This is a genomic window from Mycobacterium shunyiense (assembly GCF_058270035.1).
Genome location: NZ_JBZDPT010000047.1, coordinates 223133 through 237964, shown reverse-complemented (window position 1 = coordinate 237964; position 14832 = coordinate 223133). Strand labels below are relative to the sequence as shown.

At 68.4% G+C, this 14832-nt stretch carries 17 protein-coding genes and 1 other RNA gene; 8 read left to right on the top strand and 10 right to left on the bottom strand.

What is annotated here, in order from left to right; all coding sequences use genetic code 11:
- Positions 1-6: 6 nt before the first annotated feature.
- The 4 genes from AC4ELS_RS28350 to AC4ELS_RS28335 form a co-directional block, all read right to left on the bottom strand.
- The gene (locus AC4ELS_RS28350; protein WP_499050295.1) at positions 7-780 is read right to left on the bottom strand and encodes a response regulator transcription factor; all 774 of its coding nucleotides are present in this window, start codon (positions 778-780) and stop codon (positions 7-9) included.
- 359 nt (positions 781-1139) lie between these two features.
- The gene (locus AC4ELS_RS28345) at positions 1140-1643 is read right to left on the bottom strand and encodes a hypothetical protein (protein WP_499050292.1); all 504 of its coding nucleotides are present in this window, start codon (positions 1641-1643) and stop codon (positions 1140-1142) included.
- 61 nt (positions 1644-1704) lie between these two features.
- Positions 1705-2097, bottom strand: coding sequence for a VOC family protein (locus tag AC4ELS_RS28340; RefSeq protein ID WP_448443280.1), 393 nt, complete (start codon positions 2095-2097; stop codon positions 1705-1707).
- Between the two features lie 15 nt (positions 2098-2112).
- Positions 2113-2940, bottom strand: coding sequence for an oxygenase MpaB family protein (locus AC4ELS_RS28335; RefSeq protein ID WP_499050290.1), 828 nt, complete (start codon positions 2938-2940; stop codon positions 2113-2115).
- 36 nt (positions 2941-2976) lie between these two features.
- On the opposite strand from AC4ELS_RS28335, the gene AC4ELS_RS28330 reads away from it, so the two are divergent.
- Complete coding sequence (locus AC4ELS_RS28330; protein ID WP_499050288.1) at positions 2977-3939, top strand: cobalamin biosynthesis protein; 963 nt, start codon at positions 2977-2979, stop codon at positions 3937-3939.
- Here the strand turns inward: AC4ELS_RS28330 and AC4ELS_RS28325 are convergent.
- From AC4ELS_RS28325 to AC4ELS_RS28315, 3 genes are read right to left on the bottom strand one after another with little or no spacing between them, the layout of a single operon-like run.
- Positions 3893-4723, bottom strand: a complete 831-nt coding sequence (locus tag AC4ELS_RS28325; protein WP_064881651.1) for an SURF1 family cytochrome oxidase biogenesis protein — start codon at positions 4721-4723, stop codon at positions 3893-3895. The genes AC4ELS_RS28330 and AC4ELS_RS28325 overlap by 47 nt on opposite strands.
- Positions 4723-5241 (bottom strand): low molecular weight protein-tyrosine-phosphatase, encoded by a 519-nt coding sequence (locus tag AC4ELS_RS28320; protein ID WP_082941637.1) that lies wholly within the window; start codon positions 5239-5241, stop codon positions 4723-4725. The genes AC4ELS_RS28325 and AC4ELS_RS28320 overlap by 1 nt, the downstream gene beginning before the upstream one ends.
- The gene (locus AC4ELS_RS28315; protein ID WP_082941636.1) at positions 5234-5911 is read right to left on the bottom strand and encodes an HAD-IA family hydrolase; all 678 of its coding nucleotides are present in this window, start codon (positions 5909-5911) and stop codon (positions 5234-5236) included. Before AC4ELS_RS28315 ends, AC4ELS_RS28320 begins: the two co-directional genes overlap by 8 nt.
- A gap of 53 nt (positions 5912-5964) precedes the next feature.
- Here AC4ELS_RS28315 and cobC point away from each other — a divergent pair, with 53 nt between their 5' ends.
- The 4 genes from cobC to AC4ELS_RS28295 are packed head-to-tail and all read left to right on the top strand — an operon-like array spanning position 5965 to position 9980.
- Positions 5965-6987 carry an Rv2231c family histidinol phosphate aminotransferase CobC gene (gene cobC / locus AC4ELS_RS28310; RefSeq protein ID WP_448443275.1) on the top strand — a complete coding sequence of 341 codons (1023 nt, stop codon included), beginning with the start codon at positions 5965-5967 and terminating at the stop codon, positions 6985-6987.
- On the top strand, positions 6984-8117 hold the full coding sequence (locus AC4ELS_RS28305; RefSeq protein WP_499050286.1) for a Nif3-like dinuclear metal center hexameric protein: 1134 nt from the start codon (positions 6984-6986) through the stop codon (positions 8115-8117). The genes cobC and AC4ELS_RS28305 overlap by 4 nt, the downstream gene beginning before the upstream one ends.
- A 28-nt stretch (positions 8118-8145) precedes the next feature.
- Positions 8146-8874: a zinc ribbon domain-containing protein gene (locus tag AC4ELS_RS28300; RefSeq protein WP_064881643.1), complete on the top strand. Its 729-nt coding sequence runs from the start codon at positions 8146-8148 to the stop codon at positions 8872-8874.
- Complete coding sequence (locus AC4ELS_RS28295; RefSeq protein WP_499050281.1) at positions 8871-9980, top strand: bifunctional RNase H/acid phosphatase; 1110 nt, start codon at positions 8871-8873, stop codon at positions 9978-9980. Before AC4ELS_RS28300 ends, AC4ELS_RS28295 begins: the two co-directional genes overlap by 4 nt.
- 1 nt (position 9981) lies before the next feature.
- Here the strand turns inward: AC4ELS_RS28295 and relB are convergent, their stop codons facing one another.
- Positions 9982-10563 (bottom strand): type II toxin-antitoxin system RelB family anti-toxin, encoded by a 582-nt coding sequence (relB, locus tag AC4ELS_RS28290; protein ID WP_499050278.1) that lies wholly within the window; start codon positions 10561-10563, stop codon positions 9982-9984.
- Positions 10564-10611: 48 nt separating this feature from the next.
- On the opposite strand from relB, the gene AC4ELS_RS28285 reads away from it, so the two are divergent.
- Complete coding sequence (locus AC4ELS_RS28285; protein WP_499050275.1) at positions 10612-12165, top strand: FAD-dependent oxidoreductase; 1554 nt, start codon at positions 10612-10614, stop codon at positions 12163-12165.
- Positions 12166-12201: 36 nt separating this feature from the next.
- Positions 12202-13491: a DUF222 domain-containing protein gene (locus tag AC4ELS_RS28280; RefSeq protein ID WP_499050273.1), complete on the top strand. Its 1290-nt coding sequence runs from the start codon at positions 12202-12204 to the stop codon at positions 13489-13491.
- 23 nt (positions 13492-13514) lie between these two features.
- Here AC4ELS_RS28280 and AC4ELS_RS28275 read toward each other — a convergent pair whose 3' ends face one another.
- Positions 13515-13934: a VOC family protein gene (locus AC4ELS_RS28275; protein ID WP_499050270.1), complete on the bottom strand. Its 420-nt coding sequence runs from the start codon at positions 13932-13934 to the stop codon at positions 13515-13517.
- Positions 13935-13943: 9 nt separating this feature from the next.
- Positions 13944-14396, bottom strand: a complete 453-nt coding sequence (locus AC4ELS_RS28270; protein WP_499050267.1) for a helix-turn-helix transcriptional regulator — start codon at positions 14394-14396, stop codon at positions 13944-13946.
- A gap of 29 nt (positions 14397-14425) precedes the next feature.
- On the opposite strand from AC4ELS_RS28270, the gene rnpB reads away from it, so the two are divergent.
- An RNA gene (rnpB, locus tag AC4ELS_RS28265) (RNase P RNA component class A) lies at positions 14426-14829 on the top strand.
- The last annotated feature ends 3 nt before the right edge of the window (positions 14830-14832 follow it).

Genomic DNA, 14832 nt, shown 5'->3' with positions numbered 1-14832 from the left:
GTCTCGTCAATCGTTGGGGCGCAACATATATCCGACACCGCGCACGGTGTGGATCATCGGCTCGTGGCCTGTGTCGACCTTCCTGCGCAGGTATGAGATGTAGAGGTCGACAATGCCAGATTTGCCGCCGAACCCGTAGTTCCACACCTGATCGAGTATCTCGGCGCGGCTCAGAGCCCGCCGCGGATTACGCATCAGATACCGCAACAGCTCGAACTCGGTCACGGTCAGCGCCAACGTCGCACCGTCGCGGGACACCTCGTGGCTGGCTCCGTCGAGCACGATGTCGCCGACCCGCAGCACCTCGTCGACCGGCGGTGCAATATGGCTGGACCGGCGCAGCAAACCCCTGAGCCGAGCGACGAGCTCCTCCAGGCTGAACGGCTTGGTCATGTAGTCGTCAGCGCCGGCGGTCAACCCCGATACCCGATCCACCACCGAATCACGTGCAGTGAGAAACAAGGTCGGGGTGTATGTTTCGGCTGCCCGCACTTGCTGCAAGATCTGCAACCCATCGACGTCGGGCAGCATGATGTCCAGCACAACTACGTCGGGCTCGCTGTCGGTGAACAAGGCCATTGCGTCGCTGCCGTTGTGGGCGACGTCCACGGTCCAGCCTTCGTAACGCAGCGCCATCGTGACCAGGTTGGTCAGCGCCGGTTCATCGTCGACCAGCAACACCCGGATCGGTGACCCATCGGCACGATGCATCCGGGGTAGCTGACCCAGCATCGCCTGCCGGGGTACTTGTCCACGTGGTGACACCGACATCGCCGCCATAACACCATTGTCCGGAGGCATAGATGACTGTCACATGGTTCATGCCAAATTCATATTCGAACAGTTCACCGGTAGATACCTTCATATCGAAGTAATTTGCGCGCGGTGCGGTCGTAGCCGCGCACCGCAGTTGGGCTGGCTCCAGGCGATCCACGCCAACCGGTCCAAAGATGTTCGGCTGCAACTCAAACAGAGATGGTCGATCACCGCTCGGCGGACGGTGGGCTCCTGTCGCCGCCGATGGCTACGTCCACACGGAATAGTTCCAGATCGCTACCGATCGTCGCCGGGGCCGAATGTCGGCGCGATAAATGCTTCGCCCCATGCATTGCGGCCAAGGCACTTGCCGAATTTCGGTCCTACGACCACACCGGCTTCGCGCGCTGCAGCGCGAGTCGTTGCCCGCGCATGGCGGTCTCGCCCCGGCACGACGGGCTGTCCCGGGTGAACTTCATGTTCACGAATCCCGTGAGATCGGCCCGGATGACGTATTTGAACGGAACCGGGCCCGTCTTGTACTCGGGGTTGCCGGGCCGGCACTGCATGCCGGGGTTGACGCGCTCACCGACCCACGCGCCCTGGTGCCGATCGGCGGCGGGGTCCCAGGCCAGGTCCAGCTGCCAGGTGCCCTCCGGCGCGGGTGAGAGCACGTGCAGGCACTGCGGGCCGCACCCTGACAACGTCCAGTTGTAGGGCTCCGGTGCCCGGTCGGTCGAGGTCTCGGTGACGGTGTAGAGGCCCGGCCGAGGCAGCGGCGGAACCGGTGCCTGCGGGGCGGCGGCCGGCGGGCCGGATGACTGGAGGCCGCCGATCGCGAAACCGATTGCCAGGGAAGCGGCAACCGGGGCAATGAGCTCTTTCAAGGGTTCCTCCGCGTGGGATCATATCCACGGGCCCGGCGATACCCTGCCGTACGACCCGAATTCAAGCTCCGGCGAAGAACTCCAGCGCGATGCCGTCGGGATCGCGGAAACTGAGCCCCGACCCGTACGGTGCGTCGACGATCCCGCCATGGGCGATGCCCAGGCCGTCGAGCCGGTCCGCCCAGGCCTGCAGCTCCGCACGCGAGGCGCAGCCGAAGCCGACGTGGTCCAGGCCCACCCGGAACTCACTGAAACCTCCATCGGGGGCCGGGGTCCGGTGCTGGTGGACGCCGAACAGCGTGCCGCCGTCCAGCAGCCACACCAGGTGATGGAAGCCGGCGTCGGTGTCCTCGTCGAGCACCGGTTCGGCGCCGAACAGGGCTCGGTACCACGGCCCGCTGATCGCCAGATCGCGAACGGTGACCGCCACGTGAGCCAGTGCCGGAAACGCCATGATTCGCCTCCCGAGTCAGACCACTCGCTTGCCGAGTCGGTCACGGATCCGCATGTCCCACAGGTAGATCTGATAACCCAACAGCCACACCTCACGCGGGATCACGCGATCGGCGACCCGCAGTCCGCTCAACAGCCACTCGAAGCGCCGCTGCTGATCGGCCGTCCAGCCCAACTCCATGTGGCTGCGGAACTCCGCGGGCAGGAATCCGGTGGTGGCGAACAGGTTGAACCGGCCGGCCAGCAGGCGCAGCGGGGCGGGCAGGAACGCCATCGCCGCCACTCCGTGCAGATGCTCGCGTACCGGCGGGTCGATCCGCAGATCCTGCAGCGAGTGCTTCCAGTACGCGTCGAAAGCGTCGCGGTCTTCCGGCCACATCTCGTCGCGCACCTGCAAGGTGGTGCCCAGCGCGCGGGCGTCGGCGTAGATCGCGTCGGCCGATTCCTCGTCGAGCCGCCCGTAGAGGAACTCATGCATGTCGACGTAGTAGCGGTACAGACAGGCCGCCACCCAGAGCTGTAGCCGGGGGTCGAAAGCGTTGTAGGACACCGGGCTTGAGGCCCGCGAACGGACCAGGGCATGCACCTTGTCGATCTGGGTGCGCAGCAGCGCGCGGTCGGCATCGGTGCCCATGGTGGCCGCAGCCAGATAGGTGCCGGTGGTGCGGGCCCGTTTGAACGGATGCTTGTAGACGTTGCCGCTGTCCACCGGGCTCTCAAGGACCCCGTAGCCCACGCCGGGGGAGGACAGCTGCATGATGACGTTGGCCGCAGGTAGCAGCGCCGCTGCCGGGTTGAGCAGATCGGTGACCCGGCGCGGGCGTCGTGGCGGACCCAGCCTCATGACTTCGAGTAGACCACCTTGTGAGACGCTGCCGGGGTGTTTGCGCGCAGAAGCCACCGTCGGGCCGCCGGTATTGCCGTCGGTTTCCTGGCCGACCTGCTGCTGGGCGATCCGCGCCGCGGGCATCCGGTGGCCGGGTTCGGCACTGGCGCTGCACGGTTGGAGAAGCTGACCTATACCGACAACCGCGGGACAGGTGCACTGCACACCGGGCTGCTGCTCGGTGGACTGGCCGGGCTGGGCTGGGCGGCGGGACGCGGCGACAGTATCTGGGTGACCGCGGCGGCCACCTACGTCGCGCTCGGCGGCACCTCGCTCAACCGGGTGGGTGGGCAGATGTCGGCGCTGCTGGAGACGGCCGACCTCGACGGGGCCCGCGCCCTGCTGCCGTCGTTGTGCGGGCGGGATCCGGCCGCACTGGATACCTCGGGTCTGACCCGGGCCACGGTGGAATCGCTGGCCGAGAACACCTCTGATGCCCAGGTGGCGCCGCTGGTGTGGGCGGCGATCGGCGGGGTGCCCGGGGTGCTGGTGTACCGGGGCGCCAACACGCTGGACGCGATGATCGGGCACCGTTCGCCGCGGTACCTCAACTTCGGTTGGGCCGCAGCCAGATTCGACGACGTGCTGAACTATCTACCGGCCCGGCTGACGGGGATTCTGACGGTCCTGTGTGCACCGGTGGTCGGCGGGTCACCACGGCCGGCCTTGCGGGCGTGGCGGCGCGACGCGGCCCGCCACCCCAGCCCCAATGCCGGGGTGGCCGAGGCGTCCTTCGCCGGGGCGCTCGGGGTGCGGCTGGGCGGCCCGACGCAGTACGCGCATCAACTGGAGATCCGGCCCACCCTGGGCGACGGCCGCATACCCGAAGTGGCGGATGTGGCCCGCGCGGTGCGACTCTCGCGCGCGGTCCAGGCTTCGGCGGCGGCTGTGTCGGTACTGCTTGTGGTCGTCAGCGCCGCTTGCCGTAGCGGTCGGCGATCTTCTCCTCGCCGGTGAGTTCGCGGGGCGGTTCCTTTGCGGCCGCCTGGGCGACGGCCCGTTCGCGCCTGCGCTGCTGCACCTCGGCATAGACGAAGTAGCCCACGCCGAGCGGGGCGACGATGCCGAATGCGATCCACTGGATGCCGTAGGACAGGAACGGTCCGGCGTCGAGGTGCGGCAGGGACAACTCCCCGAGGCCGCCCGGTTGGTTCGCCACCAGCTGCAGATACGACCCCGTCAGCGGCACGCCGGTGAGCGACGCGATCTGGTCGGGGTTGATCGAATACACCTGTTGGGCGCCGTCGTCGCCGCGGAACGGCTCCTTACCCGGCAGACGCGCTTCTGCATCCCGGACCCGGGCGGTCACGGTCACCCGGTCGGTCGGTGCCGGCGCGAACTGGGGGACCTTGTTTCCGTCGATCGGGGTGATGAAGCCGCGATTGACCAGTACCGTCGGCCCGCCGTCCACGGCGAACGGGGTGAGGACCTCGAAGGCCGGTTCGCCGTCGACCACCCGAAGCCGGACCAGCACCTCCGACTTCGGCAGGTAGTGCCCGGTCGCCGTGACCCGCTGCCACTGGGCATCGGGCGCGACCGAATCCTGGTGCGGCAGAACAGTGGTCACCGGAACCGGATCGGCCTGCAGTGAATGGCTGATCTGGTTGTTCTCACGCGAGGTTTTCGTGTTCTTGCCCAGCTGCCACGGCGCCAGCACCGTGAAACACAGGTAGGCGAAGGCGGCCACCACGATGAACAACGCCACCCATTGCGGTCGCAGCAGGAAGGTCAGGCGGCGCATCAGACTGCCGTTCCCCGGATTCCCCGGTCGGCCAGCGCCGCGTCGACCCAGGTGTGCAGCCCGGGCAGGGACGACTCGATCACGGTGAACACATCCTCGAAATCGGCCTTGCCGCCGTAGTACGGATCCTCCACGTCGAGGGCGTGTGCTCCCGAGCGCGGGTCGAATGAGCGCAGCATCCGCAAGCGGTCGGGAACCACGCCCAGATCGGTCAGGATGCGCAGGTGATTGCGGCCCAACGCGACCACCATGTCGGCGCCGAGATGGTCATCGCAGACCTGGGCGGCCACGTGCTCGCTGGGATAACCGCGCTCAGCCAACACCAGGCAGGCACGGCTGTCGGCGCCGTCACCGGCATGCCAACCGCCCGTGCCTCCGCTGCTCACCCGAACCACATCGGCCAGGCCGCGCTCGCGGATCTGGTGGGCGAACATCTTCTCGGCCATCGGGGACCGGCAGATGTTGCCCGAGCACACGAACGTGACGTGCAGGACCGGTTCAGTGGAAACGTCAGACACCGAGCACCCCCCGAAGCGCGGCGACGGTATCGACGTGGGCGTGTGCGGCCACGGCGGTGGGACCCGTGAAATCGGTGGCACCGTAACCCCAGCCGACCACCACGGTGTCGATACCGTGCTGCGCCGCGCCCTCGACGTCGTGCATGCGGTCACCGACCATCAGGACGCGCTGGGGCAGCGGCTGCAACTGGGCCAGCGCGTAGGCGACCACATCGGCCTTGGCCGCCCGGACGCCGTCGGGACTGGCTCCGGCGATCACCTCGAAGTAACCATCCAGGCCGAAATGCGCCAGGATGCGCCGCGCGGTGGGCTCGGCCTTCGACGTGGCCACCGCCAACCGCACCCCTGCGGCCTGCAGGTCTGCCAGCAGCGCCTCGACGCCGTCGAACAGGCTGTTCATCGCCCAGCCGCGGCTCGTGTAATCGGCGCGGTAGGCCGCGATCGCGGCGTCGGCGTCGAAACTCGTCGCACCCAGGCTCAACGCCTGCAACGTCTCGTGCATGGGTGGGCCGACGATGCGTCCGACCAGGTCACCGTCCGGAATGCCGGCGCCGACATGGGTCAGGGCATGGCGGAAACTCGACACGATCCCGGCCGCCGAATCGGTCAGGGTGCCGTCGAGATCGAAGAGCACCAGCTGCGGTCGGGTGAGTTCCAGCGTGTCAGTCACGTGCCCATTCTCCCGTATGCCGCGGGCAGCTCTCCGACCACTAGTGTCGTGCTGTGCCAAACCCACCCCGCGCAGGCGCCCGCTACCACGGCGACCAGGCCGCATTGCCGGGAATGCTGGACTTCGCGGTCAACGTCCGCCCCGGTGGCCCGCCGGTCTGGCTGACCGACCGCTTGGCCGCTCGGCTGCCCGACCTGGGCAGCTACCCGAGCCAGGCCGATCAACGCCGCGCGGTGCACGCCGTGGCGCGGCGGCACGGCCGCGCCGCCGACGAGGTGGCCCTGCTGGCCGGCGGAGCGGAGGGCTTCGCCCTGCTGGCCGGGCTGCGGCCACGGTTGGCTGCGCTGGTCGCCCCGTCGTTCACCGAACCTGAAGCCGTCCTGGCCGCGGCCGGCGTGCCGATCCAGCACGTGGTGCTGCCGTTCCCGTTCACGCTGACCGGCGCTGTCGTGCCGGAGGAAGCGGACCTCGTGGTCGTCGGCAACCCGACCAATCCGACCGGGGTGCTGCACCGCGCCGACGACATCCTGGCGCTGCGTCGGCCGGGTCGGCTGGTGGTGGTGGACGAGGCGTTCGCCGACGGCATCCCTGGTGAGGCCCAGACGCTGGCCGGCGAATCGTTGCCCGACGTGCTGGTGCTGCGCAGCCTGACCAAGACCTGGGCACTGGCCGGGCTGCGGGTGGGATACGCCCTCGGCGCGCCCGAGGTGCTGGCCCGGCTCACCGCGCCGCGTCCGCACTGGCCCCTGGGCACCCTGCAACTGGAGGCCATCGCCGCGACCGGCAGTCCTGAAGCCGTGGCCGAGGCCGATGCCTCAGCCCGGCAGGTCGCCGGGTTGCGGGCCTCGATGGTGGCCGGGCTCGAGGAGCTCGGATTGGGCGTAGTGGCGGGCGACGCGCCATTCGTGCTGTTCACTGTGCCCGACGCGGAGCTGATGCGGAAACATCTGGAAAGCAAAGGCATCGCGGTGCGGCGTTGCGATACTTTCGTGGGCCTGCCGGAAAACTACCTGCGTGCTGCGGTGCGGCCGGAATGGCCCGCACTCGTCGACGCCATGACGGAGGTACTGCAATGAGTGCGCGACCGGCCGGGGTGCCGTTGGCTGACGTGATCGCTACCCTGGACGCGGCGTACCCGCCGCACCTGGCCCACGACTGGGACTCGGTCGGGTTGGTGTGCGGCGATCCCGACGAGCCGGTCGAATCGGTCACGATCGCAGTGGATGCGACCGAGGCTGTGGTCGACGAGGTCCCGGAACGCGGGCTGCTGCTGGCCCACCACCCGCTGCTGCTGCGCGGCGTGGACACCGTCGCGGCCGACACCGCCAAGGGCGCGTTGGTCCACCGGTTGATCCGCACCGGCCGGGCCCTGTTCTCCGCCCACACCAATGCCGACGCGGCCTCACCCGGCGTGTCCGATGCGTTGGCCGAGGCGTTGGGCCTACGGGTCGACGCGGTGTTGTCGCCTGCGGCATCCGGTCCCAATCTGGACAAGTGGGTGGTGTTCGTACCCGCGGCGGACGCAGCGAAGGTGCGTGAGGCGTTGTTCGACGCGGGCGCCGGGCGCATCGGCGACTATTCGCACTGCAGTTGGGGTGTGGCCGGAACCGGCCAGTTCCTGCCGCACGACGGGGCGGCCCCGGCCATCGGTGAGGTGGGCACCGTCGAGCAGGTGGCCGAGGACCGGGTAGAGGTGATCGCGCCGTCGAGGCTGCGCGCGACCATCCTGTCTGCCCTGCGGACCGCTCATCCCTACGAGGAACCTGCCTTCGACATCATTGCGCTGGCGCCGATCCCCGGGGACGTGGGCATCGGCCGGATCGGCGAGCTGGACCGGCCAGAGCCCTTGTCGGCGTTCGCATCCCGCGTCCGGGCTGCGCTGCCGGCCACCTCGTGGGGGGTGCGGACCTCAGGGGATCCCGACGCCATGGTGTCGCGGGTCGCGGTGTGCGGGGGAGCGGGCGACTCACTGCTGGGCACAGTGGCCCGGGCTGACGTGCAGGCCTATGTGACCTCGGATTTGCGGCACCATCCCGCCGATGAGCACCGACGCGTGTCACCGGTCGCGCTCATCGATGTGGCGCACTGGGCCTCCGAGTTCCCCTGGTGTGCCCAGGCCGCCGGAGTGCTGCGCGGGCAGTTCGGTGACGCGCTGAAGGTGCGGGTGTCCTCGTTGCGCACCGACCCGTGGAACGTCGAGTGCTGATCGCTACCAACAACATGAAAGTCAGGGCATGAAAGCCGAAGTAAAACAACAACGTTCGCTTCTAGCGCTGACGGAGGTCGATGCCGAACTCGGGCGCATCGAGCACCGCACCAAGCACCTGGCCGAACAGCAGAAGGTGGATGAGGCGCAGGCTGCGCACGCCGCCGCCGGCGACGGGGTGGGCGTTTTGGGCATCGCCCTGGAAGACCTGGAAGCCCAGGTGACCAAGCTCGAAAGCGAGATCGACTCGGTCCGTCAGCGGGAGGACCGTGACCGCAAGCTGATCGACGGCGGCACGGTGGCCGCCAAGCAGGTCGCCGAGATCCAGCATGAGCTGGAAACCCTGCAGCGCAGGCAATCGAGCCTGGAGGACTCCCTGCTGGAGCTCATGGAACGCCGCGAGGAACTGGCGGCGCAGCAGGCCGAGGCGATGCAACGCATCGATGACCTGCAGGCCGCGCTGTCATCGGCACAGCAGGCCCGCGATGCCGCTCTGGCGGAGATCGAGCAGTCCCGCCAGCAGGCACGCACTCGCCGCGACGGTCTGGTGAACCTCATCGACGGTGAACTCATCGATCTCTACGAACGCCTGCGGTCCCGCGGCGGGGCCGGGGCCGGGTTGCTTCAAGGTCGCCGCTGTGGCGCCTGCCGGATCGAGATCGACCGCGGCGAGAGCGCCCGGATCGCCGCGGCAGCCGACGATGACGTGGTGCGGTGCCCCGAGTGCGGGGCAATCCTCTTGAGGTTCAAGCAGTGAAGGTTCTCGTCGAAGCAGACGGCGGGTCCCGGGGCAACCCCGGACCGGCGGGCTACGGCGCGGTGGTGTTCGACGCCGAACACACCGCAATACTGGCTGAACGTAAGGAATCGATCGGCCGCGCCACCAACAACGTCGCCGAATACCGCGGCCTGATCGCCGGTTTGGAGGCCGCCACCGAGTTGGGCGCGGCCGAAGTGGCGGTGTCGATGGATTCCAAGCTCGTCGTCGAACAGATGTCGGGGCGCTGGAAGGTCAAGCATCCTGACCTGATTCCGCTGCAGCGCCGGGCGGCTGAGCTGGCCAAGGGCTTCGATCGGGCCAGCTATACGTGGATTCCGCGGGAGCGCAACAGCCACGCCGACGGGCTGGCCAACGAAGCCATGGACGCTGCAGCGGGCATCCTCAGCGACCAGCCTGCGCCCGAGCCGGCCAAGGAGCCCGTACAGGCCGAGAAGGCCGCGCTGTCCGCGCCGGGGTGGACCGGTGCCACCGGCGCCCCCACTCGGCTGTTGCTGCTGCGCCACGGTCAGACCGAATTGTCCATCGCCCGGCGCTATTCGGGCCGCGGCAACCCGGTATTGACCGAGGAAGGCCGCAGGCAGGCCGACGCTGCTGCGCGGTATCTGGGTGCACGCGGGGGTGTTGCGGCGGTGGTCAGCTCACCCCTGGAGCGGGCCTATGAGACCGCCGCGGAGGCGGCCAAGGCGCTCGGTGTCGACGTCCGAGTCGATGATGACCTGATCGAGACGGACTTCGGTGCGTGGGAAGGACTGACGTTCGCCGAAGCCGCGCAACGGGATCCGGAACTGCACCGACGCTGGCTGCGTGACACCAGCGTCGAGCCGCCCGGTGGCGAGAGCTTCGACGCGGTGGCGCACCGTGTCCGTCGGGCCCGCGACCGGATCATCGCCGAGCATGGCGCGGCAACGGTTCTGGTGGTATCGCACGTGACCCCGATCAAGACGATTCTGCGGCTGGCTCTCGATGCGGGGGAGGGCATCCTGTACCGGCTGCATTTGGATCTGGCTTCGCTGTCGATCGCCGAGTTCTACGGCGACGGTGGATCTTCGGTGCGGTTGGTGAACCAGACCGCATACCTGTAGGTCACGCGTGCAGGTGTAATTGTTCGCCGTGCGGGCCGAAGATCGTGATCGCCTCGACCGCTCCGTCGACGACCCCGAACCAGTGCGGGGTCCAGGTTGAGAACTCCACGGCCTCACCGGGATTGACGACGAAGTCCTGTTCGCCGAGGATCAGTCGCAGTTGGCCCGACAACACGTACATCCAGTCGCGTCCTTCGTGGACCGGGAATTCCGCCGGTGGCTTGTGGCGCTTGGCACTGATCCGGATCTTGTAGGCGTGCAGCCCGGCCGCCGGGCCCTGCCGGGTCAACGGCCAGTACGTGATGTCGTGGTGGGTGTGTGAGCTGCCGGTGACCCGGGGGTCCTCGGCCTGCGGCGCGCGCAGTAACTCGTCGGTGCTGACCGACAGCGCGGCGGCCAGGCGGGGCAGGTGATCCAGGGCCAGTCGGCGCTTGCCCGATTCCAGCCGGCTCAGCGTCGAGACGTCGATCTGGGCGCGGCGCGCAACGTCTTCCAGGGTGAGCCCGCGTTGGGCCCGCAACTCGCGAAGCCGGCTGCGGACCAGTGCGTCGATGTCGGCCGGCTCGGCTGCGTTTGCCTTCATGGCAAATTAGCTTGGCACTTTGCCATGTGATTGGGCAAGCTCGAAGGCATGGAGAATGTTTGGGACTGCGTAATCGTCGGTGGCGGGGCGGCCGGACTGAGTGCGGCGCTGGTGCTGGGCCGGGCCCGTCGGCGCGTACTGCTCGTCGACGCGGCGAATCAGAGCAACCTGGCCGCACACGGAATCGGTGGTCTGCTGGGCAGTGACGGCCGTCCGCCCGCCGACCTCTATGCGGCCGGCCGCGCCGAGCTGGCCGCCTACCCCACGGTGGAGGTGCGCACCGGCGAAGTCGTACGCGGTGAGCCTGGATTCGCCCTCGAGCTGGCCGACGGAAGCCGCGAGCAGGCCAGGACGGTGCTGCTGGCCACCGGCATGGAGTACCGCGCACCGAACATCGCGGGGCTCGACGGTCTCTGGGGTGGTTCGGTTTTCCACTGCCCGTTCTGCCATGGCTGGGAGATGCGCGACGCGCCGGTCGCCGTGATCGCCCAGGGTGACCGTGCGGTGCACTCGGCGTTGATGATGCGCGGCTGGACCGAAGACCTGGTGGTACTCACCGACGGGGACAGCGGACTGGACGACGCGCAGGTCAAACCGCTGGACGCGGCCGGAATCAGTGTCGACGAGCGTCCGATCGCCGGCCTCATCGCCCGCGACGGTGAACTGGAGGCGGTCGAATTCGCCGATGGCACGCGGCTGGCAAGGCGCGGCGCGCTCGTCGCCGCCACACTGCACCAGCGCTCGCCGCTGGCCGCACAACTCGGGGCGGTCTCGGCGCCCGGACCGATTGCCGCTGATGCGCTGCTCGTCGACGGGTTCGCACGCACCTCGGTGCCCGGCTTGTTCGCCGCGGGTGACCTGAGCGCCCAGATGCCCCAGGTGGCCGCGGCGGTCGCATCGGGCAGCCAGGCCGGCGCCGCCGTCGTACAGCACCTGCTCGGCGAAGACGTCGGACTGCCGGTGGCGCCGTGGCCCGCACAGACGGCTGTCACCGCCCAGTACTGGGAACGGCATTACGGGCAGCGCGGCCGCATCTGGAGCGGCCGGGTCAACGCCCAGCTGGCCAGGATCGCCCAGGACCTGCCCGCAGGCCGGGCACTCGATCTGGGCTGCGGTGAGGGCGGCGACGCCGTCTGGCTCGCCGAACACGGCTGGGAGGTCACGGGAGTCGACGTCTCCGACACCGCGCTCGCCCGGGCCGCGGCCGAGGCGCGGGAACGTGGTGTGGCGGAACGGATCACGTTCGAACGCCATGACCTGTCCGAGAGCCTTCCGGACGGTCGCTTCGACCTGGTCTCGGCCCAGTTCCTGCAGTCTCCGATCGGCATGGATCGCGCCGCGATGCTGCGTCGCGCCGCCGGGACGGTGGCCGACGGCGGCCTGCTGGTCGTCGTCGATCACGGGGCCGCCCCGCCTTGGGCTCCCGAGCATGTCCGGAAATTTCCGTTCCCCAGCGCCGACGAGGTGGTCGACTCACTGAACCTCGACGAAGCGCACTGGGAACGCGTCCGGGTGGACGCCGATGAGCGGGAGGCGACGGGACCGGACGGGCAGCGCGGCGTCCTGATCGACAACGTGATGGTGTTACGTCGATTGGGCTGAATCGACTTGTCATACCGCTGTGGCATAGTCGAAAATATGTTCGAAATATCCAGGTTGTCGCAGGTCAACCCGCATGATGACGAGGCGACGCTGCATCGGCGCATCGAGGAACTCGAGCGGGCCAAGTCGGCCGCGGCTGCCGGGCAGGCCCGGTGTGCGGCCCTGTTGGACGCGAAGCGCCGGGCCGCCGAGGCGGCGGCGGGAGTGTCGCGCGCCAAACTGGGCCGCGGGGTGGCTTCGGAGGTTGCGCTGGCTCGTCATGATTCGCCGAACCGGGGGAGTCGGCATCTCGGGTTCGCCAAGGCGCTGGTGTACGAGATGCCGCATACGTTGGCGGCGCTGGAGTCCGGCGTGTTGTCAGAATGGCGGGCCACGTTGATCGTGCGGGAGTCGGCGTGCCTGTCGGTCGAGGATCGGCGTGAATTGGACGCCGAGATGTGTGCCGACGTCACGAAGCTCGACGGTATGGGTGACAAGCGAATTGAGGCGGACGCCAAGAAGATCGCGTACCGCCTGGATCCGCAGGCTGTCGTCGACCGGGCGGCGAAGGCGGCAGAGGACCGGAATGTCTGGATCCGGCCGGCGCCGGACTGCATGGCGCGGCTGACGGTGTTGTTGCCGGTGCAGAAGGGCGTCGGCGTGTATGCGGCGCTCAAACGCAGCGCTGATACGACGTTCGACGGTCGGACCCGCGGGCAGGTGATGGCCGACACCGTGGCAGAGCGGGTGACCGGCCGCCCTGTCACGGTGCCTGAGCCGGTAGCGGTCAATTTGTTGCTCTCCGACCAGACCCTGTTGGCGGGCGACGAGAACCCGGCCGTGGTCGAGGGATACGGGCCGGTGCCGGCGTCGGTGGCCCGTTCCCTCGTGAGTGACGCGGTGGCCGACGAACGGTCACGCGCGACGCTGCGGCGGCTCTACCGGCATCCGGTGTCCGGTGCATTGGCGGCGATGGAGTCGCGGTCGCGGCTGTTTCCCAAGGCGCTGGCCCAATTCATCGGATTGCGGGACCAGACCTGCAGAACCCCGTACTGCGATGCGCCGATCCGCCATCACGACCACGCCCAACCGCATGCCGGCGGTGGTCCCACCAGTGCGCGCAACGGTCTCGGCGAATGCGAACGGTGCAACTACGTCAAAGAGTCACCCGGGTGGAGGGTGACGACCAGTGACGAGAATGGCTTCCATACAGCCGAATTCGTCACTCCGACGGGGGTGGCCTATCGGTCCGCCGCCCCGCCGCCACCCGGGCCAGTCGAGAGGTACGAGAGCGTGACCGAGCTGCGGGTCGCGATCGAGTTCGCGCGCTGCCCGGCCGCGGCTTAGTCACCGCGGCTTGGTAACGCGGGTTAGTCCGTGCGTTGGGTCAGCCGGATGCTGTTGCCCGATGGGTCACGGAACCCGGAGTCGATGCCGTAGGGCATCTGATTGGGAGGCTCGGTGAACTCGACGCCGCGGGCGGTGAGCTCCTCGTAGCTCTTCTGGCAGTCGTCGGTGGTCAGAAACACCGTGCCGGCGAAGCCCTTTGCGGTCAGATCCTGGACCTGCTTGCGGGTCGATTCATCCATCACGGGCTCGCCGGGTACAGCCATCAGCACGATGCCGACGTCCTCCTGTCCCGGCGGGCCGACCGTGACCCACCGGAAGTTGCCCATCTCCTCCGGAAACGAAACATCTTCGCGCACTTCCATTCCCACATTTTCGGTCCAGAACTTCAACGCGACTTCCTGATCGTGAACCCACAGATGCGTGTAAGCGATTTTCATCATGAGCAGACGCTACGTCCGCTCTGGCCCGGCCGTCTTCTCCGTTTGTGCTGTCTTGGCTCGGCCGGTGTGGGGCCGCCGGGTATCGCGCGCCAGAATGCAACTGGGCACCGGGGCGCGCAGCATCGCAGGCGGCAGGCCGGCGCGATAGGCCGCGGGAGGCTTGCCGTACACGCGAGCGAAACTGGTGGTGAACGACCCCACGCTGTGTAGGCCGACCATCACGCAGATGTCCGCCACCGAGCGGTCGGTGTTGCGCAGCAGCGCCGCAGCCCGTTCCAGCCGTCGGCTCTGCAGATAGGCGCGCGGAGACTCACCGAAGGTGCGGGTGAACATGCGGCTGAAATGCGCCCGGGACAAGCCGGCCGCCGCGGCAAGGTCGTCGACGGTGATCGGATCCGCGTAGCGGGCGTCCGCCAGATCCTTCGCGCGGAGCAAATATCGTGCCGGTGGCACCTGAGCCATGATTTTGAGGGTAGTCTGACCAGCGCGAACGAGTTGGCTGGGCGGCCGCGGCACCTTCGGGTGTCGAGGAAAGTCCGGACTTCACAGAGCAGGGTGATTGCTAACGGCAATCCGAGGCGACTCGCGGGAAAGTGCCACAGAAAACAGACCGCCACCTGAGCCCTTGCGGCGAGGGGGTAAGGGTGAAACGGTGCGGTAAGAGCGCACCAGCACCCCGGGTGACCGGGGTGGCTAGGCAAACCCCACCCGAAGCAAGGCCAAGAAGGCCGCAACCTGGTTGCGGCCGCGCAGGCGTTCGAGGGCTGCTCGCCCGAGCCTGCGGGTAGGCCGCTCGAGGCACCCGGCGACGGTGTGTCCAGATGGATGGTCGCCACTGACCCTCCTGGCAACGGGAGGGCCGGCACAGAATCCGGCTTACAGGCCAACTCGTTCGCCC